This window comes from Catenibacterium faecis, assembly GCF_014306455.1.
GTDB classification, from domain to species: Bacteria; Bacillota_I; Bacilli_A; order Erysipelotrichales; family Coprobacillaceae; genus Catenibacterium; species Catenibacterium mitsuoka_A.
In genome coordinates this window covers 13,171-37,527 of the sequence record NZ_JACRWG010000005.1, presented here as the reverse complement: position 1 = coordinate 37,527, position 24,357 = coordinate 13,171, and the positions used below count along the sequence as shown (strand labels likewise).

General features: G+C 34.0%; 20 protein-coding genes and 1 other RNA gene. 1 reads left to right on the top strand and 20 read right to left on the bottom strand.

The genetic code is table 11. The annotated features are described in order from the left end of the window. The 7 genes from H8909_RS02825 to parE form a co-directional block, all read right to left on the bottom strand. Nucleotides 1-714 (bottom strand): class I SAM-dependent DNA methyltransferase, encoded by a 714-nt coding sequence (locus tag H8909_RS02825; RefSeq protein WP_187011743.1) that lies wholly within the window; start codon nucleotides 712-714, stop codon nucleotides 1-3. Continuing rightward, complete coding sequence (rsfS, locus tag H8909_RS02820; protein WP_187011742.1) at nucleotides 714-1,058, bottom strand: ribosome silencing factor; 345 nt, start codon at nucleotides 1,056-1,058, stop codon at nucleotides 714-716. Before rsfS ends, H8909_RS02825 begins: the two co-directional genes overlap by 1 nt. Beyond that, complete coding sequence (locus H8909_RS02815) at nucleotides 1,051-2,151, bottom strand: nicotinate-nucleotide adenylyltransferase (protein WP_187011741.1); 1,101 nt, start codon at nucleotides 2,149-2,151, stop codon at nucleotides 1,051-1,053. The genes rsfS and H8909_RS02815 overlap by 8 nt, the downstream gene beginning before the upstream one ends. Beyond that, nucleotides 2,151-2,435 (bottom strand): ribosome assembly RNA-binding protein YhbY, encoded by a 285-nt coding sequence (gene yhbY, locus H8909_RS02810; RefSeq protein ID WP_022424384.1) that lies wholly within the window; start codon nucleotides 2,433-2,435, stop codon nucleotides 2,151-2,153. The genes H8909_RS02815 and yhbY overlap by 1 nt, the downstream gene beginning before the upstream one ends. 11 nt (nucleotides 2,436-2,446) lie before the next feature. Further along, on the bottom strand, nucleotides 2,447-3,535 hold the full coding sequence (gene yqeH / locus H8909_RS02805) for a ribosome biogenesis GTPase YqeH (protein WP_187011740.1): 1,089 nt from the start codon (nucleotides 3,533-3,535) through the stop codon (nucleotides 2,447-2,449). Between the two features lie 71 nt (nucleotides 3,536-3,606). Beyond that, a complete protein-coding gene (gene parC / locus H8909_RS02800) occupies nucleotides 3,607-6,156 on the bottom strand; it encodes a DNA topoisomerase IV subunit A (RefSeq protein ID WP_187011739.1) in 2,550 nt (849 codons plus the stop codon). 10 nt (nucleotides 6,157-6,166) lie between these two features. Then, nucleotides 6,167-8,098 (bottom strand): DNA topoisomerase IV subunit B, encoded by a 1,932-nt coding sequence (gene parE / locus H8909_RS02795; protein WP_117458011.1) that lies wholly within the window; start codon nucleotides 8,096-8,098, stop codon nucleotides 6,167-6,169. Between the two features lie 104 nt (nucleotides 8,099-8,202). Between parE and plsY the strand changes: the two genes are divergently transcribed. Next, nucleotides 8,203-8,811, top strand: coding sequence for a glycerol-3-phosphate 1-O-acyltransferase PlsY (plsY, locus tag H8909_RS02790; protein WP_187011737.1), 609 nt, complete (start codon nucleotides 8,203-8,205; stop codon nucleotides 8,809-8,811). A 14-nt stretch (nucleotides 8,812-8,825) separates the two neighbouring features. On the opposite strand, the gene H8909_RS02785 is transcribed toward plsY, so the two are convergent. The 13 genes from H8909_RS02785 to H8909_RS02725 form a co-directional block, all read right to left on the bottom strand. Continuing rightward, nucleotides 8,826-9,458 carry a histidine phosphatase family protein gene (locus H8909_RS02785; protein ID WP_187011736.1) on the bottom strand — a complete coding sequence of 211 codons (633 nt, stop codon included), beginning with the start codon at nucleotides 9,456-9,458 and terminating at the stop codon, nucleotides 8,826-8,828. A 27-nt stretch (nucleotides 9,459-9,485) separates the two neighbouring features. Next, nucleotides 9,486-9,689, bottom strand: a complete 204-nt coding sequence (locus H8909_RS02780; RefSeq protein ID WP_006506632.1) for a YneF family protein — start codon at nucleotides 9,687-9,689, stop codon at nucleotides 9,486-9,488. Nucleotides 9,690-9,812: 123 nt separating this feature from the next. Next, nucleotides 9,813-11,783, bottom strand: coding sequence for a transketolase (gene tkt / locus H8909_RS02775; protein WP_187011735.1), 1,971 nt, complete (start codon nucleotides 11,781-11,783; stop codon nucleotides 9,813-9,815). Nucleotides 11,784-11,880: 97 nt separating this feature from the next. Beyond that, entirely contained in the window at nucleotides 11,881-12,108 is a 228-nt protein-coding gene (locus tag H8909_RS02770) for a DUF896 domain-containing protein (protein ID WP_187011734.1), read from the bottom strand. A gap of 29 nt (nucleotides 12,109-12,137) precedes the next feature. Beyond that, nucleotides 12,138-12,295, bottom strand: a non-coding RNA gene (gene ssrS, locus H8909_RS02765) — 6S RNA. A gap of 34 nt (nucleotides 12,296-12,329) precedes the next feature. Next, entirely contained in the window at nucleotides 12,330-13,622 is a 1,293-nt protein-coding gene (yfmH, locus tag H8909_RS02760; RefSeq protein WP_187011733.1) for an EF-P 5-aminopentanol modification-associated protein YfmH, read from the bottom strand. Next, nucleotides 13,594-14,886, bottom strand: coding sequence for an EF-P 5-aminopentanol modification-associated protein YfmF (gene yfmF / locus H8909_RS02755; protein WP_187011732.1), 1,293 nt, complete (start codon nucleotides 14,884-14,886; stop codon nucleotides 13,594-13,596). The genes yfmH and yfmF overlap by 29 nt, the downstream gene beginning before the upstream one ends. An 86-nt stretch (nucleotides 14,887-14,972) precedes the next feature. Continuing rightward, entirely contained in the window at nucleotides 14,973-15,935 is a 963-nt protein-coding gene (locus tag H8909_RS02750) for an ABC transporter permease (RefSeq protein ID WP_187011731.1), read from the bottom strand. Continuing rightward, nucleotides 15,932-17,050, bottom strand: coding sequence for an ABC transporter permease (locus H8909_RS02745; protein ID WP_187011730.1), 1,119 nt, complete (start codon nucleotides 17,048-17,050; stop codon nucleotides 15,932-15,934). The genes H8909_RS02750 and H8909_RS02745 overlap by 4 nt, the downstream gene beginning before the upstream one ends. Beyond that, nucleotides 17,040-18,575, bottom strand: a complete 1,536-nt coding sequence (locus H8909_RS02740) for an ABC transporter ATP-binding protein (RefSeq protein ID WP_187011729.1) — start codon at nucleotides 18,573-18,575, stop codon at nucleotides 17,040-17,042. The genes H8909_RS02745 and H8909_RS02740 overlap by 11 nt, the downstream gene beginning before the upstream one ends. Before the next feature lie 564 nt (nucleotides 18,576-19,139). Next, a complete protein-coding gene (locus tag H8909_RS02735; protein WP_187011728.1) occupies nucleotides 19,140-20,237 on the bottom strand; it encodes a BMP family lipoprotein in 1,098 nt (365 codons plus the stop codon). Nucleotides 20,238-20,333: 96 nt separating this feature from the next. After that, nucleotides 20,334-22,565, bottom strand: coding sequence for a DNA translocase FtsK (locus H8909_RS02730; RefSeq protein ID WP_187011727.1), 2,232 nt, complete (start codon nucleotides 22,563-22,565; stop codon nucleotides 20,334-20,336). Nucleotides 22,566-22,611: 46 nt separating this feature from the next. After that, nucleotides 22,612-24,309 carry a ribonuclease J gene (locus H8909_RS02725; protein ID WP_187011726.1) on the bottom strand — a complete coding sequence of 566 codons (1,698 nt, stop codon included), beginning with the start codon at nucleotides 24,307-24,309 and terminating at the stop codon, nucleotides 22,612-22,614. Nucleotides 24,310-24,357: the final 48 nt, after the last annotated feature.

Here is a 24,357-nt window from a genome sequence, read left to right as displayed (position 1 = left end):
TTAATCCCTCACTTTCTTTACTACAAATATAATACGTTCACACTCTTGCTTGTATTCACCAAAATCACTATAATACGCGATTGATTTAAATCCTGCTTTTTTAAGCATCTGGATATATTCTTTAACAGGAAGTGTTTTTTGACGATGTGTTTCATCAACATGATGACCATCTTCGTCAATAATAATATGATGGGTAATACCACCTTCATGATCGCTTTCTACATCCCATGAGAAGAAGAAATCTTCATCTTCATTCTTTTCATGGTAATCATCTAAAATCACATTACATTTATATAGACTATTAACATCAAAGATAAATGTTCCATTATATTTTAAACCTTCATAAACATTATTAAAGACATCCTGTACCTTCTTCTTGCTTAAAACATAGTTAATTGCATCTGTTAAACAAAGAATAGTATCTACAGGCTGAGATAAGGCAAAATCACACATATCAATTGTTTCAGTTAGAAGTTCAACACCTTCATCCTTAGCTTTTAAGGCAGTGATGTTTACCATATCTTCAGATAAATCAGTGGCTAGAACCTGATGACCTTCTTTCGCAAGTTCAATAGCAGTTAATCCAGTTCCACATCCTAGTTCTAATACTGTTTTAAGATTAGCATGTTCATGAATAAATTCTAAATAATCTGAATAGAAGTCCGGGTCCATTAAAGAATCATAATAATAAGAAAACTCTTTATAGGCAGCCATTATGCAAGATACTCCTTGATATCAATAGTAGGCATATCACTCCATAACTTCTCTAAATTATATTCTTTACGTGCTTCTTCAGAGAAGATATGACAGATCACATCACCTGCATCAATAAGAATCCATTCCGCATTACCACGGCCTTCTATGCTTTTAATTTCAAAACCATTCATTTCACACTGGTCAACTACATTATCCTGAATCGCATTTAATAAACGTTTATTAGATGCAGTACATAAAATAAATGTGTCATATAAAGGAGAGGCGTTCTCCATATTGATTGCCACAATATCCTGGGCTAATTTATCGTTCATTGCTTTCACAATACATTCTACTTTAGTCATTATTAACTCCTTTTACATATTTATCATAAACTTCAAAGAAACATGGGTCGATTGGACGATGTTTCTTTGTGGAAAATTCATAAAAATCAGTCAGACAGTTTCTAAATCCTGCTTCAATATCATGTTTACATAAAGTAATCTGTTCTGATGAATCATAACCTCTTAAAGGGTCTAATTTATCAGCACAATATAAACACATACCAAGAAGGCTCATAGATGTAGAAGCTGTTGTATGATCTTCGATGGCTTTTAAGATTTCTTCATCACTGATAAGAAATTCATTCTCACATACATAACGTGAGAGCCATTGATGCCAGATAGGTTCAGGCTGATCTAAATGAGAAGCATAATGCTTCTTCATTAATTTTTTAGCCTGATCATGAGGCATTTCTTTTGCAACATCATGCATCATACCGGCAATATAGCCTTTGAGAGGATCAATGCCATTGCTTTTACAGAAATCTCTTGTGAGAGAAGCGACACTTAGAGTATGCTTATAGCGTTTTTCTTTCATTCTATTTCTAATCATTGTGTCAAGATATAAGCCATTTTTAGAAATATATTTGAGTACATCTTTATCGAGCATATCTAATGCTCCTTCTTTAATTTCTGTGCTAGATGCTGTGATTTCTACATTATTCATCTTAATAAAGTGATATGTCTCTAAATTAGGATGAGTTATAGGATAACTACCTCTGTTAAAGGCTACTAGCTGGACTAATTCTGATATTTCTTCAGCTTGTTTCCATTTTTCAAACGCCATAGCCTGATCCATACCCATTAAATAATATAAATTATCATTAGGATACATTTCTCTTAATGCATGAATCGTATCAATTGTATAATTCTTTTCATTACTTGCAGAATCAAGTTCAATAGTACAAACCTTCATTTTTGGTTCCTGGTGAATCGCAATCTCTATCATTTCTTTACGCTTGTCGCCAGGGGCATTCTGTTTATCCTTCCAAGGGTTATTTTTAGTAGGAATGAAGTAAAATGAATCAAGAGAAAGCAAAGATAAAGCATCCTTTGCAATCTCTATATGCCCTTTATGGATAGGATCAAAACTACCACCAAGTAATCCAATATTCATTAGATCTTATAAATTCCTTTTTCACTTGATTTATAGAAAACGATTGTATGTCCAATAATATGAACAACATCTGCTTTAGTGCCCATTGAGATTTCTAAAGCTACTTCATTCACTGTTTCAGGGCAAGTATCTAATAACTTCACTTTAATAAGTTCTTTAGCCTTTAATGCATCATTGATGCTGTTGATCTGTTTTTCTCCTACACCATCTTTACCAACCTGAAAAATTGGCTTTAAGCTATGTGCTTCGCTTCTTAAAAATTTCTTCTGTTTACTATTTAACATTCATATATCCTCTAAATTAAACTTTCTCTCATAAATACATCAATACCTTCAGGCACATAAACCTTGATTTTACCCTTAGGTGCATGAATACATATAAATCCTAAACCAGAAATCACAATATCACGCTTTTCTTCTGGTAAAGTGAATTCATAAGCCTTCATTTCTTTCATTGATGAAGCAGGTCCATAAACCTGTAACTGCTTATGTCTATTAAACAATTCATCTGCTTTTTCAGTCTTTGTACGATGAATCTGCATATTTCTAGAGAAGTAGCAGATGAAGTTTCCTTTATCTCCCTTTGTATAATCAATTCTTGCAAGACCGCTAAAGAAGATTGATTGATCATCATTTAACTGGTATATCATTGGCTTTACTTCGCCCTGAGGCATAATATAAGCCAAATCTTTTTCATCTACAACAGATGTGTACTGATGTTCATTCATGATACCTGGAGTATCATATAAAGATGAATGATCATCAAGAGGAATCTTGATTAAATCAAGAGTGGTACCAGGGAATTCACTTGTAGTAATAAGATTAGATGCATCTGAATAGTTCTTCAACATACGGTTGATAAATGTAGACTTACCAACATTAGTAATACCTACAACATATACATCACGGCCATGACGGTATTCATCAATCTTATCAAAGATTTCATCAAAGTTCATATTCTTCTTACCACTTGTAATAACTACATCAAGAGGCTTGATACCATATTCCTTGAACTGTCTTCTTACCCATGTATTAAGTCTATGTTCCTTTAAAGACTTAGGTAAGATATCTCTCTTATTCGCTAGTACAAGTACATCATTATATCCAATATGACGCATAAGACCAGGCACAAGAGAACCATTAAAGTCAAATAAGTCAACGATATAAACAACTAAACAATTTTTTTCTCCTACAGTCTGTAAAACATGTAAGAAATCATCTTTAGTTAAATGAGATTCCATCTTCTGATGATAATGCATTAATTTATAACATCTCTGACAAAGAATCTTTTCCTTGCTTAAAGCAGATTCTGGCACATAGCCAGGCTTTTTTGTATCAGCGCTTTGAATGATGGCGCCACATCCATAACATCTTATTTCTGTCATATATACCTTCCTTTTCTTAGGTCATTTTACACTATTTTTATTCAATTACATAGAGCTAGCAAGGATATTTCCTACTTTTCATCAAGATAATCATCCATTGAAATGAATTCAAACTCAGTATCAGGGTCCCCTTCCATTTCATCAAAGAGATTTGGATCTTTAATTGTAAGATCTACTTTATTTTCTTCTACTTTCTTTTGTATATGCTCTTCAATAATCATAGAACGAGTGAGATGTACATCATCAATAAAGTCAAATGGACATTGTTTTAAAGTATTGGCCTTAGCACTTAGTGCACCAAAGCTAATATCTTTAGATACAATCTTCATTGTTTCTGTACCACTCTTAACTATAAATTCATCCTGTGGATTAGATATGAATCCAGTAAAGATTTTAGTTGGTTTAGTCTTTAATGACTTAAATAGTAATGTTCCTTTTGTTGCACGATGACATGCTGGAATATCACTGATATGTATACGTTTGAAATGTGTTGGGTTTAAAATAAGTAATAAAGAAGAGACAACTGAAGGATCAAAGACACACATAAAGGCCACTTCATCATCACGCATATTAATACCCTTTACACCACCTGCTTTTACACCTAATACAGATATTTCATCTTCACTATATAAAGTACCATATCCTGCTTTAGTGACAGTAATAATACCCTTTGTTCCATCACTGATATCAACACTCACTAATTCATCATTGTCTTTCAAGTTCATACACTTTAATGGCTTAGAGAAACGGCTAACATTAAAGTCTTTAATGCTTACACGTTTAATTTGTCCATTCTTACTTGATAAGACAACATATTGGTCTAAATCGAATGATTTTACAAGAATATTACCAATAATCTTCTCATCATTACCTAATTTAATTAAATAACTTAGATGTTTGCCTAAATCCTTCCACTTGAAGTCTTCTAACTTATAAACAGGGACAAAACAATAGTTACCCTTGTTAGTAAATGAAAGAATAACATCAAGTGTATTGGCTTCAAATAGGTCAACAAGCATATCCGTATCTTTCTTACCAAATGTATTTTCATCAGATGCCTTATAAGAACGTGTAGAAATCTTTTTGAAATACCCGTCACGTGTAATAGAAACATACACATCTTCAGAAATAATCATTGCCTGCTGATTGACGGATGTATCCATGATTTCATCTTTGATTTCAGTGAGACGAGGTGTTGGATATTTTTTCTTAACCTCATTTAACTCATTTATAATTACTTTTCTTAATACTTTTTCACTATTTAAAATCGCATTTAAGCTTTCAATAAGAGCCTGTAATTCTTTCTGCTCATTTTCTAAAGATACAATATCAGTATTAGTTAAACGATAAAGCTGTAAAGTCACAATGGCTTCTGCCTGTCTTTCAGTAAAGCCAAAAGCGTTCATTAAATTCACTTTTGCATCTGATTTATCTTTAGATGCGCGAATTGTTTTTACAACTTCATCTAGAATAGAAATAGCTTTAATAAGCCCTTCTACAATATGCTCACGTTCCTGTGCTTTATTAAGATCAAAAATAGAACGCTTAGTTACGACTTCACATTCATGCTTGATATAGCCATCAAGAATATCTTCAATACCCATAAGTACTGGACGCTTATCTTTGATTGCAGTCATATTATAGTTATAGTTCTTCTGCAAATCTGTATTTTTAAAGAAGTAGTTTAATGTATTTCTTGCATCAACATCTTTCTTTAAATCTATCGCAATACATAATCCATTACGGTCAGATTCATCTCTGACTTCAATGATTCCATCAATATCACGATTAAACTGAATTTCAGCCATCTTTCTTACAAGTTCAGCTTTATTGACTTCATAAGGAATTTCTGTAATAAGAATCTGATTGATATTTTTCTGTTCAACAATCTTATAACGTGAACGGACAACAACCTTACCACGACCAGTTCTTAAGGCTGTCGCAATATCACTTGCCCCTTCTACTATAGCACCTGTTGGAAAATCAGGCCCTTTAATAAATTGATGAAGATCATCAAATGAGCAATGTGGATGCTTAATACGGTAAATAGTAGCATCAATGACTTCCTCTAAGTTGTGAGGAGGAATATCAGTGGCATAACCAGCTGAAATACCTGTGGCCCCATTGACTAATAGGTTAGGATACTTAGCTGGGAATACAGTTGGTTCATATTCTGTATCATCGAAGTTAAGTGCCATCGGCACTGTTTCTTTATCTATATCTTTAATTAAATCTAACGCAATTGGTGCTAATCGTGCTTCAGTATAACGCATGGCAGCAGCCGGGTCATTATCAATAGACCCGTTATTCCCCTGCATATCTACTAAAGGCATACGCATCTTCCAGTCCTGTGATAAACGGACCATCGCTTCATAAACAGAAGAATCACCATGAGGATGATAATTACCAATAACTGTACCAACAGTCTTAGCAGACTTACGATATGGTTTAGTAGGAAGATTTCCTTCCTTCCACATAGCATATAAAATTCTTCTTTGTACTGGTTTTAATCCATCTCTTACATCAGGTAATGCACGATCCTGGATAATATATTTAGAATAACGTCCAAAGCGGTCACCCATGATATCCTCTAAGGACATAATAATATTTTTTTCTGTCATGTTTGATCACCTATCCTTCCATAAAGAAGCTATCTTCTAATGAGAACTGTACATTGTTTTCAATCCATTCACGTCTAGGTTGTACTTTATCACCCATTAATACAGAGACACTTCTTTCTACAATTGCAGCATCATCGATAGTAACCTGAATAAGAGTACGAGTTTCAGGGTTCATAGTTGTTTCCCATAACTGTTCTGCATTCATTTCACCAAGACCTTTGTAACGCTGTACATCATAGCCTCTTCCCATTTTCTTACGAGCGGCTTCTAAATCTTTTTCATCCCAGCAATAAATAACATTATCTTTCTTGCCAGACTTCTTAGAAACTTTATAAAGTGGTGGCATGGCAATATAAACCTTACCTGCTTTAATTAAACCACGCATATAACGATAGAAGAATGTAAGCAATAAGATCTGGATATGTGCCCCATCAGTATCGGCATCGGTCATGATAATGATTTTATCATAAGCACTATCATCCACATTAAAATCAGCACCTACACCTGCATTAATTGTATTAATCATTGTACTGATTTCTTCATTCTTTAGGATATCTGCCTGTGTTGCTTTTTCTGTATTAATAACCTTACCACGAAGTGGAAGAATAGCCTGGAATTTACGGTCTCTCCCCTGTTTTGCACTACCTCCGGCAGAATCACCTTCGACAAGATACAATTCATTCTTACGCTTATTTTTGGATTGTGCAGGTGCTAACTTACCACTTAAGAATTTTGCTTCACGGTTGTTCTTACCTTTTCTTGCCTGCTCCTTAGCTTTACGTGCTGCCTGTCTTGCATTAGCTGCCTTGATCATCTTTTCAATCAGTTTCTCTGCAATATCTTTATTTTCTTCTAAGAAATAAGTAATACGTTCAAAAGTCACATTTTCTAGAATATTACGGGCAATAGGAGAACCAAGCTTAGATTTAGTCTGTCCTTCAAACTGAAGATACTTTTCTGGAATCTTAACAGAAATAATTGCATTCAATCCTTCACGTACATCACTACCTTCAAGATTCTTATCTTTTGTTTTTAATAAAGCATATTTTCTTGCATATTCATTAAATACTTTAGTTAAACCAGAACGGAATCCTACTTCATGTGTACCTCCATCTCCAGTACGCACTAAGTTAACAAATGAAATAATATTTTCCTGATAACTTTGTGTAAACTGCATCGCAATTTCTACTTCTATTTCATTATTAGTATCATCAAAAGAGATAATAGGTGAAACAGCTTCTTTATCATTATTGATCCAGTCAATAAATTCTTCTAAGCCTTTTTCATACTGATATGTTTCATCTTTATCAGTACGTTCATCAATAAGTTCTATTGTCATTCCCTTTAATAAGAATGCATCTTCACGGAGTCGTTCACTAATTGTCTGGAAACTAAATGTTGTGGTAGAGAAAATAGATGCATCAGGCTTAAAATGAATAATAGTACCTGTCTTATTAGTTTTTCCTACTTTTTTTAACTTTCCAATTTTTGTAGCACCATTTTCAAAGCGCTGTGTGTGAATCACACCATCACGATGGACAGTCACCTCTAAAAATTCACTTAACGCATTGACGACAGAAGACCCTACACCATGTAAGCCTCCTGAAGTTTTATAACCACCATCTTCAGAGAATTTACCACCTGCATGTAATACAGTAAGAATAACTTCTGTAGTTGGCTTTCCTGTTTCTTTATTAATACCTGTTGGCATACCACGGCCTTCATCTTCGACCGTTACGCTATTGTCTTTATGTAATGTAACTGTGATCTTCTTACCATAACCAGCAATGGCTTCATCAATAGAGTTATCAACAATTTCCCATACAAGGTGGTGTAAACCACGAGAATCAGTTGAACCAATGTACATTCCTGGTCTTTTTCTTACGGCTTCTAGCCCCTTTAAGATTTGAATATCGGATTCATCATAATGTGTATTTGACATGAGCATACCTCCTCAACTTGACTAGTATAACACAAAAAGGTTTTTTTAGGAAAGTTTGATTTTTTGTAGTATTTATGTATAATGAATTTTTGTGAGGTGAGTCGATGAAATATTTAATTATAATCATCTGTTTATTAATAAGTTATCTATATGGTTCAATACCTTTTGCATTAGTCATTGGTAAAGTGTTTTATAATACTGATGTTCGTCAATATGGATCACATAATCTAGGTGGTACCAATGCAGGAAGAGTATTAGGCAAAAAAGCCGGAATGACAGTTATTTTACTTGATGCAACAAAATGTATCATTACCATCCTACTAACAGGATGGATTGCGAAAGTATCTGGTATTTCAGCTAATATCATTTATCCATGTGCACTATTCTGTATGATTGGTCATTGTTATCCTATCTTTGCGAATTTTCAGGGTGGTAAGGCTGTATCAAGTGCAATCGCCTATACATTAATGACTAATATATATGGTTTTATTATCGCAGTTGCGGTATTCTTAATTACATTAAAGACAACTAAGTATGTATCTTTATCTAGTATCCTTGGTGCAACAGCTGTACTTATTGCATCACCATTTATTGGATATTCTACAACTGGAATCATTACTAATATATGTGTTGTCGCACTTATTGTCTATAGACATCGTGCAAATATTATAAGAATAAAAGAAGGAACAGAAAATAAAGTCAAATGGTTTTAGCCATTTGACTTTATTTATTTAGAAAATGATTCATTTGACTGGTGTGGAAGGAAATCATTATTTCCATAAACTTCGACACTAAACTCGCCATTACTATAATCCACAATTGTTTCAGAACAGCCATCCACAACAGGACTATTGACTTTAATATAGTCAATTCTTTCAAGGTTCATGATAGTGGCCATAATAATAGTAAAACAGAATCCATGAGTGACAATAAAGACATTATCATAAGGCTTCTTTACAAGATCATTTAAGAAGTCTTTAACTCTTTCTTCAATTTCATCATAGGTTTCCCCTTCTGGAATACCATTGGATATTTCAGGGTGACACCATAAATTATGATAAGCTTTTTTATATTCCTCTGGAATTTCATCAATTTTCTGTCCTTCTAATAGTCCAAAGTTCATTTCTCTAATGCGTTCATCAGTAATGATGGACTGATCATCAAATAAGAGTTTTGCGGTATCATAGGCACGCTTAATAGGACTAGAATAAATAGCATCATAATGGTTATTCTTGATGTGTTCTTTTAATGCAAGAATATTGTCCATGCCTTCAGGACTTAAAGGAGAATCTTTACATCCTTGAAGTCTTTTTTCTTTATTCCAAAGCGTTTTAGAATGTCTAGTAATTGTAATTTTCATATTAAATAAAAATAAGGGTATTATCCCTTATTTATACTGGTCATTGACACTTTTCATGATTCTCTTGATCTGAGTTTCGCTAGGTTTACGTCCCATTTCCATAAACATAGCACGAATCATTTTTTCTGAAATTGGTGGGTTTTTCTTTAATTCTCTCTTGAACATCCATCTTGCAAAGAAGAATCCAACAAGAGCACCAATAATTGTAGTAATAATATATCCTGCTACCATTGTAAATACCTCCGTTAACGTTAAATAATTATACCAAACTAGATTATGTTTGTAAATTGTTTTAGTGTTTTAGAACTAATTAAAGAGAGAATATCCTAAGATACCCTCTCTTTTTAGTTGTTTTTATAATGAATTGTATTCTTTTACTACGTTTTCTACAGTAAAGCCATATTCTTTGATGACTTTGTTTGCTGGAGCACTCGCACCAAAAGTATCAACACCCATAGTCTTACCATCTAAACCAACATATTTATGCCATCCAAAATCAGATAACATTTCTACAGAAAGACGTTTTCTGCAGCTATTTGGTAAAACGGATTCCTTATATTCATCGCTCTGTGCATCAAACAAGTTCATTGAAGGCATAGAAACAACACGTACTGAATGTCCCTGTTTTTCTAATTCTTCCTGTGCATGAATAGCAAGACCCACTTCAGAACCAGAAGCGATAATGATACCTTCTAAGTCACCAGATTCTTTTCTAGCAATATAAGCACCATGTAATACATCTTCATAAGTAGAATTTGTAAGGTTTTCTACTGGCTGTCTAGTAAGAATTAATGCGACTGGCATGTTCTTTGTTTCAACAGCAATCTTCCAAGATGCAAGCATTTCATTTGCATCAGCTGGACGTAATACTTCAACATCAATACTGCTTCTAAGCATTGCAAGCTGTTCAACAGGCTGATGTGTAGGACCATCTTCACCAACTGCGATAGAGTCATGTGATAATGGAAGAATGATTGGACATTCTTGTAAAGAACCCATTCTTAAGGCTGCTTTAAAGTAATCACTGAATACTAAGAAGCCCCCTGCTGAAATCTTAACACCCTTATGTAATGTCATACCATTCATAATAGACACCATTGCGAATTCTCTGATACCAAAATATACATTTCTTCCAGTATAGTCTTCACAGCTAAATCTTCCTTCGCCCTGGATTGATGTCTTAGTAGATGAAGATAGATCTGCAGTACCAGATAAGAATGTAGGGTTCTGCTTAGCAACTTCCTGAATAATTCTATGAGAAATATTACGAGTCGCTTCTGTATAACCAGGTTTGAATTCCTTTTGAAGTTCTGTAATATCTAAATGATAATTACCTTCAATAGCATTTTTATATTCTTTATATTCTTCTGGATACTTTTCAGCATATTCTTCAACAGTCTTTAACCATTTCTTATATACTCTTGTACCACGGTCTTTTACGTTCTTCTTAAAATCATCATAAACTTCTTCAGGAACATAGAAAGGATCATGGTCAAATCCATAAGATAACTTAGCATTCTTACCGTCTTCTTCACCTAGAGGTGCACCATGAACTTTATTAGTTCCCTGGTTGCAAGAACCATAACCAATAACAGTCTTCATGATGATAATAGATGGTTTGAATAACTCTTTCTTAGCACGCTTTAATGCACGGTTGATGGCCTGAATGTCATTACCATCAGCCACTTCGATAACCTGCCAATTCATTGCTTCATATCTCTTCTTTACATTTTCACTGAATGAATATGAAAGAGGACCATCAAGTGTTACTTCATTGGCATCATAGATAACAATTAACTTACCTAATGAAAGATGACCAGCAAGAGATGATGCTTCATAAGTCACACCTTCCTGCATATCACCATCACCACATAATACATATGTGTAATGGTCAACAATTGAACAATCTTCCTTGTTGTACTTTTCGGCAAGGAACTTTTCAGCAATTGCCATACCTGTGGCTGTAGGAACACCCTGACCTAAAGGTCCTGAAGATGCATCTACACCATCTGTGATAGTGATTTCTGGATGTCCAGGTGTTTTTGACTGCCACTGTCTGAACTGTTTTAAATCATCAAGACTTAAATCATAACCAGAAAGATGTAATAAAGCATAAAGTAAAGAACTAGCATGACCACTTGCAAGAACAAAGCGATCCCTATTTTGCCAACTAGACAAAGAGGGATTTATGTTCATCACCTTAGTAAACAATGTGTATAAAGCAGGTGCGCCATCTAGAACCATACCTGGATGACCAGAATTTGCCTTATTGATCATGTCAATACAAAGCGATCTTATTGTAGCGATCGATAAATTCGAATCCATTTCGAGTACCTCCTAATCACCATCATTATACATAATTTTATTGATGTGTAAACCATTTTTTGCGCAATAAAAAAGACAATCTTTTCACAAAGACTGTCTAGTTTACTTTTTTATGCATTCTTGCTTTAGCAGGAGTGACATCGTTACCATTTGCATCAACAACTTTGATACTCTGAAGCTGCTGTTCAAAGCCTCTTCTAAATTCTTTTAGGTATTTCTGTCTAAGCTTCTGCTGACGAACCTGTTCTTCAGGTGTAAGACCTACTGTCTTCTTTTTATGAGCAAGTGCATTAATTTCATTGATAAGTTTCTGATCAATAGCCATAACGACCTCCTGTATAATTTAAACAAACGAAAAGACCTAAGAGGCGTTGATTATCCCTGTTAAATACAGGTGGGCACCTTGTGAAAAACTTTAGGATCCCTACTCGTAGCAGGTCTTCAACACCGTCTTTCTAACAATCAGGTTCCCTTATCAAAAATGTAGGAAATCCATATACTCTCAGGTCACCACCATTATAGCATAAGCACCTTTTTAGTCAACATCTAGGCGTTATCCTTAAGTGGTCTGACAATAAAATTAGATGTTAAATCCTTACAAAATAGGGGTAAAATATTTTTAATATCATCGATAGTAAGAGCCTGATAGGCCTCAAACAGATCAAATAAATTAATACCTTCTAAATAGTACTGGCTAAATAATGAAGCAATTGTTTCAACAGAATTGAAGAAGCCAATAAGAGTGCCAATATTATTTCTTTTCATTCTATTGAATGCTTCTTCATCCAGTGTCATATGAGGAATATCTTCAATAAGTTTATGTATATAAGATAGAAGTTCCTCAGGTTTAGGACTATCTCCTGCAAAAATAATATGAGAGAAATCACGTTCCTGTGAGAAGTTAGTGAAGAAAGAATCATTGATGAGTCCCTTCTTAGTCCATTCATCTCTTAAATCACTGCTCTTAGAGAATAACATATCCATGAAAATATAGAATGAAAGTTGTCTTTTGAGTTTTTCTTCAGGTGATTCAGGCACATTGTTGACTTTTATTGCAACATTGACCTTAGTCATAGTAACATCCATCTCATTTTCTTCATAAGCTTTAAAGATGGTTTCTGGTTCATTATGATCTCCTCTTACAATTGGTGGCATATCATTGAAATCTTTCTTTGCCTGATTATCTCTAACAATAGACATTAAGTGTTCTGGATCAAAGTTTCCTGACACAAATAACATCATATTAGATGGATGATAGAATGTATGATAGCACTTTTGTAAGATGTCATAATCAATTTCTGCCACTGTTTCAACAGTACCTGCAATATCAATTCTAACAGGATGATTATGATAAAGGTTGCTGATGGCACCAAAATAACCACGCCAGTCAGGATCATCATTATACATGCCTATTTCCTGATTAATGATGCCCTTTTCTTTTTCAATACTTTCAGGTGTAACATTGAGTTCCTGCACGAAATCTAATAATAATTCAGTACATTCATCAACATTCGCAGCTGTATTGAACAAATAAGCAGTACGGCTATGAGAAGTGAAGGCGTTACTGCTCGCACCAAGTGCAGCAAACTTTTCTGAGGCATCTCCATCTTCCATATCAAACATCTTATGTTCTAGAAAATGAGCGACACCATCAGGTACTGTGATTAAATCTGTTTCTCCTAGAGGAATGAAACTACGGTCAATAGAACCAAAACGTGTTGAAAACAAACCATATGTCTTAGTAAAGCCATCTTTTGGCATCAAATAGACATTAAGTCCATTGCTCATCTTTTCATGATAGAGTGTTTCTTTAATTGTTGGATAATAAGTTTTCTTCATAGAACTCCTTTCCAGTTAAGAAATAGATGGTATCTAATTCTATACTTTGAGCACATTTGATGACATCTTCTTTTGTGACATTTTTAATTGCATTCTGTTTGTCTTCAATTGAATCCTGACTATTAATAATATCTCTTCTCCAGTTGAATGAGATAATGGCATCAGGATCATCATCTACTTTAGATAATGCATTGATAAGCATAGTCTTTACCATTGATAATTCTTCATCAGTGATATGCCCATCCTGTAAGTCTTTTATCTGTTTTCCAATTAACTCTTTAGTCTTATCATAATTATTCATATCAATACCTGCGGCAATGGTCATAATACCATTCATTGGATCATAACTTGAATGAATAAAGTAACATAAGCTGTTCTTTTCTCTGACTACCTGGAATAGTCTAGATTGAGAATAACCTCCTAATAAATTAGAAAATACGCTCATTGCAGCTGTATTTTCACTTAAGGTACAGCAGTTTGCCTTATAACCCATAACGAGCTTAGACTGAACGATATCCTGTTTTTCAATAATATCTAAAAGATGTTTACGATCATTTTGATACATATAGGCGCTAGGATAAGGATTATGTTTCACTTCTGGGAATTGTAGCTTTTCTTTGAAGATAGAAATAATACTTTCATCTATATCCCCTACTACATAAACATGCTTATCATCATTTTGAATCATATCTTTATATGTTTCTACAAGAGTATAAGCATTGATGTTTTCCATATCCTCTATATAGCCTGTAGAACGTAATCCTAGCACATTTCCTCTGCCCATATAATCTACCATACGATCAAAGGCATAGCCCATCTTATCGTCCATATCAGCCATAATACGATATGTGATTTCCTGTTTCTTGAGTTCAGTCATTTCTTCATCAAAATGGCCATCTACAATATAAGGATGATTTACTAATTCATTTAATAAATCTACCTGTTTAATGAGTAGATTTTCATTGATAGGGAGGAATTCCTGATTAACACATGTATTCTTAAAAGTAATAATATGACCTTTACCTGCTGAAGAAATATTAGCAGAAAGATTTGCACCATATAAATCTTCTAGTGTTCTAGATAAGTCCTTTTGTGTTGGATGCTTCATAGTTCCAGTGATCATTAAAAATCCTAGAACACTTCTACTTGTGACTGTTTCTCTTGTAAAACGTCCTTTAAAACGAACAGAGATTGTAATATCTTTAAATTTCTTAGATGAAATCAAGTGAAGTTGATATCCATTCATTTGATAGATCTTGTTCATTGTATACCTCTTTTCTTTCTCTATTCATTATAACTTTTTTGTATAGTAGTGCAAGAAAAAAGGACTCCCTAAGGAGTCCGACTCTATTAACGTTTAGATTTATCGTAAGGTACACCATCTGCACGAGGCGCAGCTGAGTTCTTAGATGTGAATGCTAATAGAATTAAAGTGGCAACATATGGAATTAATTTATATGTTGTATCAGGTAAAGACATTTTAGCAAGTAATGGAACTGAGTTATATGTATAAGACAATGTCTTCATGAAACCAAAGAAGAATGCTGCACCAGCAATTCTTAATGGTGCCCAGTTACCAAAGATCAATACGGCTAAGGCTAAGAAACCATAACCAGCAACAGTACAGGTGAATTCTGTAGAGATAGGTAGAATATAAATAAGTCCACCCATACCAGCTAAGAAACCAGAAATACCTACACCTAGATATCTGATCTTATAAACACTGATCCCTGCAGCATCTGCTGCCTGAGGGTTTTCACCACAAGAACGGATTCTTAAACCAGTCTTAGTTTTCATAAGGAAATACCAAGAAATGATAAGAATCGCAATGCCTAGGAATGTAGTAAAGTAGCAGTTCTTGAAGAATAAATCACCAAGTACTGGAATACTACTTAAACCAGGCACTTCAGAAATTCTGAATTCATTAGTGAATGAAACGTTCTGCATACCATCCTGTACAGTTTTTGCGATGAAGATACCAAGTGCTGGAGCAAGCATATTTAATGCAGTACCAGAAATAGTCTGGTCAGCACTTAAATGAATGGCTGCAAAGGCATGAAGCATACTAAATAGTATACCGACAATGCCAGAAATAAGTAAACCTGTTAATAATAGTGGCAGACCATGAAGAATATCATTAGACTGCATATAATTTAAATAGAATACACCAGCAAAACCACCAATGATCATAATACCTTCAAGGGCTAAGTTAACAACACCACTTCGTTCAGAGAACATACCACCCAAAGCAACAATCATTAATGGAATGGCAAATAGTAAAGTCTGAGCAAAAAGGAAATAAACTAAACTCATTCTGTTTTACCTCCTTCATTCTGCATTTCTGCTTTTCTCTTTTTATTTCTTTGATAACGTTCTAATAAGGCTTTAATGAATAGTGTGAATGAAGCAAAGTAGATAATAACAGCAACGATAATATCAATAACTTCAATCGCAATATTAAGTGCCTGCATGTAGTTACCACCAACATTCATATAACCGATGAATAAGGCAGCAAAGATACAGCCAATTGGATTAGAGAAGCCAAGTAAGGCAACTGGGATACCGTTCCAGCCTTCGTTTGGTAATGTTTCTGTGATTGGTAATGTTTTACCAGTACCACATAAGTATGTTAAGGCTCCTCCTACTCCAGCAAAGAATCCTGAAATCATAAGGGCTAAAACGATACATTTCTTTTCGTTCATACCTGCATATCTTGCTGCATCTTTATTGAAACCACATGCTTTTAGTTCATAACCAAAAGTAGTTTTATTCATGATAAACCAAGCAAGTACACAAAGTAAGATTGCAATGATAATACCAAGGTTAACACGATCACCAAAGATCTGATTTAAGCCAAATCCAGGAATACTACGTGCTTTAGATACAGCATAACTTTCTGCACCAGTAGAGTTGTAGATAGTGGCTTTAATGCCTTGGATAACAAGTAACATACCAATATAGTTACACATGATACCAGAAATAACAACGTTTACATTACGAGTTGCTTTTAAGATACCAGGAATAAGTGCCCATAAAGCACCAGCAATACCTGCACCTAAAATAGCAAAAATCCATACTAAGTTATCTGGAATAAAAGTAGCTCTTAATGCGATAAATACAGCAGTGAAGCTTCCTACTAAATACTGACCAGGAACACCGATATTGAATTCACCACATTTATAAGCAAATGAAACAGATAGACCTGTCATCATGATTGGTACAGCTAAATAAATAACCTGTCCAATACTAGATAACCCTTCTCTAAAGCCACCTGTTAATAAAATAGATAATCCCTGTAATGCATCACTAGGATTAGCAATTAAGATAATGATAAAACCAACGACTAGCCCCATTAAAATTGCGATTAAAGAAGACACAATTGATTTGAAGCTGGCACGTTCCATTAAAGCGGGTTTATTACTTTTCATAACCTTCTCCTCTCTTAGAACCTGCCATATAAAGTCCTAATTCCTGAATAGTAGTCTCTTTTGGATTTAGATCCGCAACGATTTCCCCTTCATACATCACTAAAATACGATCTGATAAGTTCATAACTTCATCAAGTTCAAGTGACACAAGTAATACTGCTTTATTGTTGTCTCTTGTCTTAACAATCTGCTTATGAATAAATTCAATAGCCCCAACATCTAGACCACGTGTAGGCTGTACAGCGATAAGTAAGTCATCATTCTGTTCTACTTCTCTCGCAATAATGGCCTTCTGCTGGTTACCACCGGACATACCACGTACAATAGAATTTCTACCTTCGCCTGAACGTACATCATATTCTTCAATAAGATGATCAGCATAAGTATTCATTGCATCAAAATTAATAATGCCATGATTCTGGAAGTCTTTCTTATAATATGATTTTAAAATCAAGTTTTCACCAAGAGTATAATCAAGAACTAACCCATGTTTATGACGGTCTTCTGGGATATGAGATAAACCATGATCATTACGATAACGAATACTCTTATGTGTAATTTCTTCATCATTTAAGTAAACATGACCCATATTAGGCTGTTCAAGTCCAGTTAAGTTATAAATCAATTCACTCTGACCATTACCATCAATACCAGCAATACAAACAATTTCCCCTTTTCTTACTTCAAATGAAACATCATTTAAAAGAAGTTTATCTGAAGTCTTAGGCTGATAGCTTAAATGGTCAACCTTTAATACAACATCAGATGGTTCATGTTCATCTTTAGTGACTGTCAAGTTTACCTTATGACCAACCATCATTTCTGATAACTGTTCTTTAGTCACATCAGCTACATTGACTGTACCAACATAACGTCCCTTACGAATGATTGTACAGCGATCCGCTACTGCTTTGATTTCATTTAACTTATGAGTGATGAAAATGATGGATTTACCTTCCTTAATAAGTTCCTTCATGATTTTCATTAACTCATCAATTTCCTGTGGAGTGAGTACTGCTGTAGGTTCATCAAAAATCAAGATATCATTATTTCTATATAACATCTTTAAGATTTCTACACGCTGCTGCATACCAACAGTAATATCTTCAATCTTTGCATCTGGATCAATGTTTAAATGATACTTTTCAGATAAGCCCATCACCTTCTTACGCGCATTATCTGTCTTGAGCTTACCAAATAACCCCTTTTCTTCAACCCCTAAAATAATGTTTTCCAAAACAGTGAAATTATGAACAAGTTTAAAATGCTGATGCACCATACCAATGTTATATTTATTGGCATCATTTGGGTCATTGATTTTAACGCTTTGTCCATTAATCTTTATTTCACCCATATCAGGCTGATAAAGACCAAATAAAATACTCATCAAAGTAGATTTACCAGCACCATTCTCACCTAATAAAGCATGAATTTCGCCTTTTTTTACTTGAAGAGTAATATCGTCGTTAGCTTTAATACCAGGGAATTCTTTTGTGATATTAAGCATTTCAATAGCATATTCCAATATTCTCACCTCTGACCATATTATACTATAAATTGTTCACTTTAAAAATAACTAAATGTATTTTTGAATATAAAGAAACATATACAAAATAATAAATTTGATAAGAGCTTGGAATGATATTAATGTTTATATGTGTAAAATTATTAATATGATAGGATTTGGTAAGAGAGGGTATGACTAAAATAAAAAAGTGAAACAGGGTATTAAAAGACACTACCACAATCGTTCAGATTTTATCGCTCATTGTTTTGATTCTTAGTGCTTTAAAATTAATTTTTTAAATGAATCAATAAGGGCAACTTTGATTAATAAGCAATGTGAAAACAGTTGGTGCAAGTTATAAAACTGAGTTTGTAAATGAGTTTAGATAAGCATGTGAAAATCTATGGAAGCCGTTATTGAAAAAGCAAATAATGATTAGAGCATATAAGCTTTGGTCCTTATTTTTTTGGGTGTATGCTAAAAATTATTCTTTTATAATATGAGAAATCTATCTTTTTTGCCTATCTGTTATCTTTCTTAATCAAAAAAAGTGGCTATTTAAGCCACTTTTACAGATTCTATTTAGTTTTCATAAGATACTGTTACGTTAGTTAAAGCATCCTTTAATACTTTTGTATTAGGATCACCCTTTGCATTTTCATCAACATCTGAGTAAGTAATAATCTTTACTTTGCCATCTTTAACTTCTTTGAATACTTTTTCGTAATCTTTCTTTGTGAATTTCTTTAATCTTGAGAAATCAGTTGAAAGACCAATGTAGTCGCCTTCTGCACCTAATACATGAGCGCCACCTTCAAACTTGTTATTGAAAGCATTTGTGATTTCATCTAATACAGTCTGTTTAACGCCCTTCATAGCTGAAGTAATAACTGTTTTTGAATCATCTTTCTGGTCACTATCTACACCGATAGACTTTTTGTTTGTATCTTCTGCAGCAGCGAAGATAGAGTTACAAATCTGTCCACCACAAGCAAAGATTACATCAGTACCACCATTGTACCATCCAGTAGCTTTAGTCTTAATTTCTGGTGATTCATTGAATGTACCTGTGTAAGTATATTTTGCAGAAACTTTAATATTTAATTCTTTTGCAGCGTCGTTAGCACCCTGTAAATAACCATAACCATAGTTAATTACTGCAGGAAGTGCCATACCACCCATGAAGCCAATCTTTGTGTAGCCTTCTTTTACAGCAGCATAACCAGCTAAATAACCTGGCTGCTGTTCTTTATAAGTTGCACTGTAAACATTATCTGCAACATCTACAGCGTTATCTTTTTCATCAGTAGGTGTGAAGTCGATCGCAACGAACTTAACACCCTTGTATTTTTCTTGATTCTGGATTGTACCTAATGCAGCAGCAAATTTGAAACCTGGTAAAACAACGACTTTTGCACCATTATCAACAGCGTTCTTGATCTGATCCTTATAACCAGCAGTATCGAATGAAGCAGGTTTATAATATTTATAACCCTTATCATTTTTTGTTCCATACTCTTTTACTGCTTCCCATGCTGACTGGTTGAACGACTTATCGTTAATTCCTCCTGAGTCAGTAATCAAAGCGATTTCTGGTTTTTTTGTGTCCTTTTTAGAACTAGAACCGCAGCCAACGAGTACCATTGAAAGTACTACAGCAGATGCCATAAGCTTTTTCATATTATTCAATTCCTCCTTTTGATATATATTAATTTTAACACTTTATTGCTACTTTATAAAGTGTTAACGCTTAATTAATCAAAAAAAGAAGATATCTTAAATATCTTCTTCACTATAACCTCGAATATAAACTTCTCTTGGTTTAGAACCTATCTGTGGGCCAATTACACCATTTTGTTCTAATTGATCCATGATACGAGCTGCTTTATTGTAGCCAATTCTGAATCTTCTTTGTAATAAAGAAGTACTTGCACGTTGTTCCTTAATGACGAATTCACGGCATTCTTCATATTCTTCTTCTGTATCATCTAAAGAATCATTGACTGAAGAGCCACCGTTGGATACTTCTTTCGCATTGACATAATTATCATCATAATTTGCATCCATCTGTTTAGAAACAAACTCTACAACACGACTTACTTCTTCATCTGCCACAAATGCACCCTGTACACGCACTGGTGAGCTAGAACCCATTGGACTAAAGAGCATATCTCCTTTTCCAAGTAGTTTTTCAGCCCCTGTTGCATCTAATATTGTACGTGAGTCAACACTTGAAGATACTGCAAAGGCAATACGTGATGGAATATTAGCTTTGATAACACCAGTAATAATATCAGTAGATGGTCTTTGTGTTGCGACAATGAGATGAATACCTGCAGCACGAGCCATCTGTGAAATACGCATAATACAGTCTTCTACTGTTTTAGAAGCGACCATCATTAAATCAGCAACTTCATCTAAGATAACAACATGATAAGGCATGATTTCTTTTTTATCTTCATCATTAGCCTTTTCATTGAACGTTCTTGCATAAATATTATAGGATTCCATATTACGCTGTCCATTATCAGCAAAGACTTCATAACGTCTTTCCATTTCTGCAACAACCTGCTGTAATACACCTGCTGCTTTTTTAGGATTAGTGACAACAGGAGATAATAAATGAGGTACGCCATTATAGTTAGATAATTCAACCTTCTTAGGGTCAACCAGAATAAGTCTTACCTCATCTGGTGTTGCTTTCATAAGAATAGAAGTAATAATAGAGTTCACACAGACTGATTTACCTGAACCAGTCGCCCCTGCAATAAGTAAATGAGGCATCTTATTGAGTTCTGCGACAATCAGGTTACCAGATACATCTTTACCTAGTGGAACAGCTAACTTGTTATCCCATGTATGATCACGCATAGAAAGCTGATAAACTTCATTAAATGGGACCATAGCGGCTGTCTTATTAGGTACTTCAATACCAACATAAGGTTTACCTGGAATAGGTGCTTCAATTCTAATTTCTTTGGCAGCTAATGCAAGCTGAATATCATCCTGCAACTGCAAGATACGATTAACTCGTGTACCTGCTTCTAGCTTAATTTCAAATTTAGTAACTGTAGGTCCAATATAGAGATGGACTACATTCGCATTGACACCAAATTCTTCAAACATGTTTTCAAGAATCTTTCCTGTACTTTTAGCATGTTTGGCTTCTTCTGATAAGTTACCTGTATTACGAATAGGATTTAATAAATCAAATGAAGGAAGCTGATAAACACCATCCTTGTATTCCATCTTTTTAGGTTTCTTCTTTTCAATATCTAAACGCATACTCTTTTGATTAAAAGTAAGATCTATATCAGGTTCCTTTAAAGGTTCTTTCTCTTCAAATACTTTATCAGGGAAGAATCCCTTTTCTTTTTGCTTAGGTGCAAAGAAATCCTTTACTTTAGATGTTTCTTTCTTGTTTTCAAATACTTCTACTGCATCCTGTGCTTCTTTTTCATTCTGCTTGATCTTATATTGATGAATATACTTACTAGAGAATAATGCAAGACCGGCTAGTAGTAAAATAATACCAAAAATAAGAGTTCCAATAGGAGAAAATAAAGCACTTAGTGGTGCATATAATAATGAACCTATTAAACCACCACTTGTTACACCATCATGCTTTATATAGTTATTCATACTACCTGTAGAATGCATATTACCTGCATACGTACAAATAAGTAAGATACCAATAATCATCATAACAAGCCCTATAGCTTGTGGTCCTTTCCATTGAGGTGCTTCTCCCTTTATTACAAAATAAGCAGATATAATAGAGAGTATAATAAGAATTGGATAAATCATCATACTACCAAAAATATAAACCATGAGTGTATGGAAGAATCCCCCTACTATTCCTAATTGGCATATACTAATAAAGAATATAAACAATAAGAATAAGGCGATGAGTCTTACTTTGATCTTGTTAGATTTAGGTTCTTCTTGTTTTTTTGGCTGTTTGGATACAGGTGCTTTTTTAGGTTTCTTTGTTTTCTTTTCAGCCATGTTTTCACTTCCTTTCGTAGTTTTAAAAAGCAGGAATAAATCCTGCTTATATTTCTACTACAACACCAATGAATACAGGTTTCTTACCTGTTTCTTTCATAATATAACGCATAGATAATTCTTTCATCTCATTACGTATATCTTGAACATCCATTTGAGGATCATCCTTTAACTTAGAAACAACACCCTCACAGATATTAATAATTTCTTTAATGACATAACCAGAATCTTTTAAATAAACAAATCCACGTGTCTGACAGTCTGTCTGGGCAATGATTTCTTTAGTACGTGAATCAATAGTGACACCTACTACTACAATTCCGTCATTAGATAACTGGATACGGTCATCAATAACCTTTTCTCCAACATCACCTACACCAATACCATCAATCATGACATCTTCGATTTCAATGACTTCACGATTTTCATCTAACTGTCCATTTTCAAAAGCACACTTTTCACCATTATCTAATATTACGATATGATCATTATCAATGCCCATTTCATTAGCAATATGTGCATTAGCTACAAAACGACGATATTCACCTTTGATTGGAACATAGTACTTAGGATTAAATAACTGAATAAATACTTTGATATCTTCGATAGAAGCATGCATTGATGGTAATTCTTTATTTTTAAGAATATGAACATCAGCAGGAGTTCTAAATAAATCATTCTGTGCTTTATTCGCAATTTTTTCAGTACCTGGAAGTACTGGAGAAGCAACAATAAATGTATCCCCTTCTCTGATTTTTAATAGTTCATCTCCACCATCTAAAATATCACAAATATCATTATAGATTGTATTAGGTGCACCACTTAATAAAATAACATAGTTAGAATCCTTTGCTGGAATACCTACATTTTCTTTCTTACCTAGATATTTACTTGGCACAGTAATAACTGGTTCACGTGTTGTCTTTTCTAAACGAATAATGCTATTTGTCTGATCATACTTATCACGACCATAGAAGACAATCTGACGATGATATTTCTTAGTAAGTTCTACAATTTCTTTTGTTCTAAAGACGTTCTGGGCATAAGAAGAAATAATAATTCTACCAGATGCATCTTCAAACATAGATTCAATCTTATTTGTAAGCTTATGATTTGGAGAAGTATAACCAGGATTACTTGCACCTGATGATTCAACCATTAAGGCAAGAACGCCCTTCTTCCCAATTTCCATCATCTTCTGGATATTACATCTAAATCCTTCAGGAGAACCAAAGTCAATAATGAACTCTCCACCATATACAACATATCCATCAGGAGTCCAGATGGCTACACCAACACTTCCAGGAATAGAATGTGTTTCAGGGAAGAATTCTACTGGAATACCAGCAATCTTAATAGATTCATCACGTTTTACACGAATGAGTTCCATATGAAGATTTTTTTTCTGATGTCTTTGATAATGATCAATCATCATTTCAATGAGGTCTGCAGTTAAATTAGGCGCATATACAGGAACACCCTGAATAGCATTTAATAAATAAGGTAATGCCGCCATAACATCATTATGTCCATGAGTGATAATGATGGCGACAATATCCTTCTTTCTTTCAATTAAATAATCAAAACTTGGAATGATGATATCAACACCAAGCTTATCTAAATCCGGAAAACGATAACCTGCATCAATGATGAAAATCTTTCCGTTTACTTCTATACTGTACATACTCTTGCCTACTTCGGCTTGTCCACCTAGAGGCATGATTTTAACATTATTGTGTTTCATAATACTCCTTTCAATATGTTCAACCTATCACATTTAATATATTTTAGC

Bases quoted from the DNA above. Each gene is read 5' to 3' on its own strand.
- H8909_RS02725 (WP_187011726.1), bottom strand. From the start codon at position 24,309: ATGAAACACAATAATGTTAAAATCATGCCTCTAGGTGGACAAGCCGAA.
- parE (WP_117458011.1), bottom strand. From the start codon at position 8,098: ATGTCAAATACACATTATGATGAATCCGATATTCAAATCTTAAAGGGG.
- tkt (WP_187011735.1), bottom strand. From the start codon at position 11,783: ATGGATTCGAATTTATCGATCGCTACAATAAGATCGCTTTGTATTGAC.
- H8909_RS02825 (WP_187011743.1), bottom strand. From the start codon at position 714: ATGGCTGCCTATAAAGAGTTTTCTTATTATTATGATTCTTTAATGGAC.
- H8909_RS02750 (WP_187011731.1), bottom strand. From the start codon at position 15,935: ATGAGTTTAGTTTATTTCCTTTTTGCTCAGACTTTACTATTTGCCATT.
- yfmH (WP_187011733.1), bottom strand. From the start codon at position 13,622: ATGAAGAAAACTTATTATCCAACAATTAAAGAAACACTCTATCATGAA.
- yfmF (WP_187011732.1), bottom strand. From the start codon at position 14,886: ATGAACAAGATCTATCAAATGAATGGATATCAACTTCACTTGATTTCA.
- H8909_RS02735 (WP_187011728.1), bottom strand. From the start codon at position 20,237: ATGAAAAAGCTTATGGCATCTGCTGTAGTACTTTCAATGGTACTCGTT.
- yqeH (WP_187011740.1), bottom strand. From the start codon at position 3,535: ATGACAGAAATAAGATGTTATGGATGTGGCGCCATCATTCAAAGCGCT.
- yhbY (WP_022424384.1), bottom strand. From the start codon at position 2,435: ATGTTAAATAGTAAACAGAAGAAATTTTTAAGAAGCGAAGCACATAGC.
- parC (WP_187011739.1), bottom strand. From the start codon at position 6,156: ATGACAGAAAAAAATATTATTATGTCCTTAGAGGATATCATGGGTGAC.
- H8909_RS02785 (WP_187011736.1), bottom strand. From the start codon at position 9,458: ATGAAAATTACAATTACTAGACATTCTAAAACGCTTTGGAATAAAGAA.
- H8909_RS02815 (WP_187011741.1), bottom strand. From the start codon at position 2,151: ATGAATATTGGATTACTTGGTGGTAGTTTTGATCCTATCCATAAAGGG.
- H8909_RS02730 (WP_187011727.1), bottom strand. From the start codon at position 22,565: ATGGCTGAAAAGAAAACAAAGAAACCTAAAAAAGCACCTGTATCCAAA.
- rsfS (WP_187011742.1), bottom strand. From the start codon at position 1,058: ATGACTAAAGTAGAATGTATTGTGAAAGCAATGAACGATAAATTAGCC.
- H8909_RS02770 (WP_187011734.1), bottom strand. From the start codon at position 12,108: ATGGCTATTGATCAGAAACTTATCAATGAAATTAATGCACTTGCTCAT.
- H8909_RS02780 (WP_006506632.1), bottom strand. From the start codon at position 9,689: ATGGTAGCAGGATATATTATTACTACAATTATTGGTGCTCTTGTTGGA.
- H8909_RS02745 (WP_187011730.1), bottom strand. From the start codon at position 17,050: ATGAAAAGTAATAAACCCGCTTTAATGGAACGTGCCAGCTTCAAATCA.
- plsY (WP_187011737.1), top strand. From the start codon at position 8,203: ATGAAATATTTAATTATAATCATCTGTTTATTAATAAGTTATCTATAT.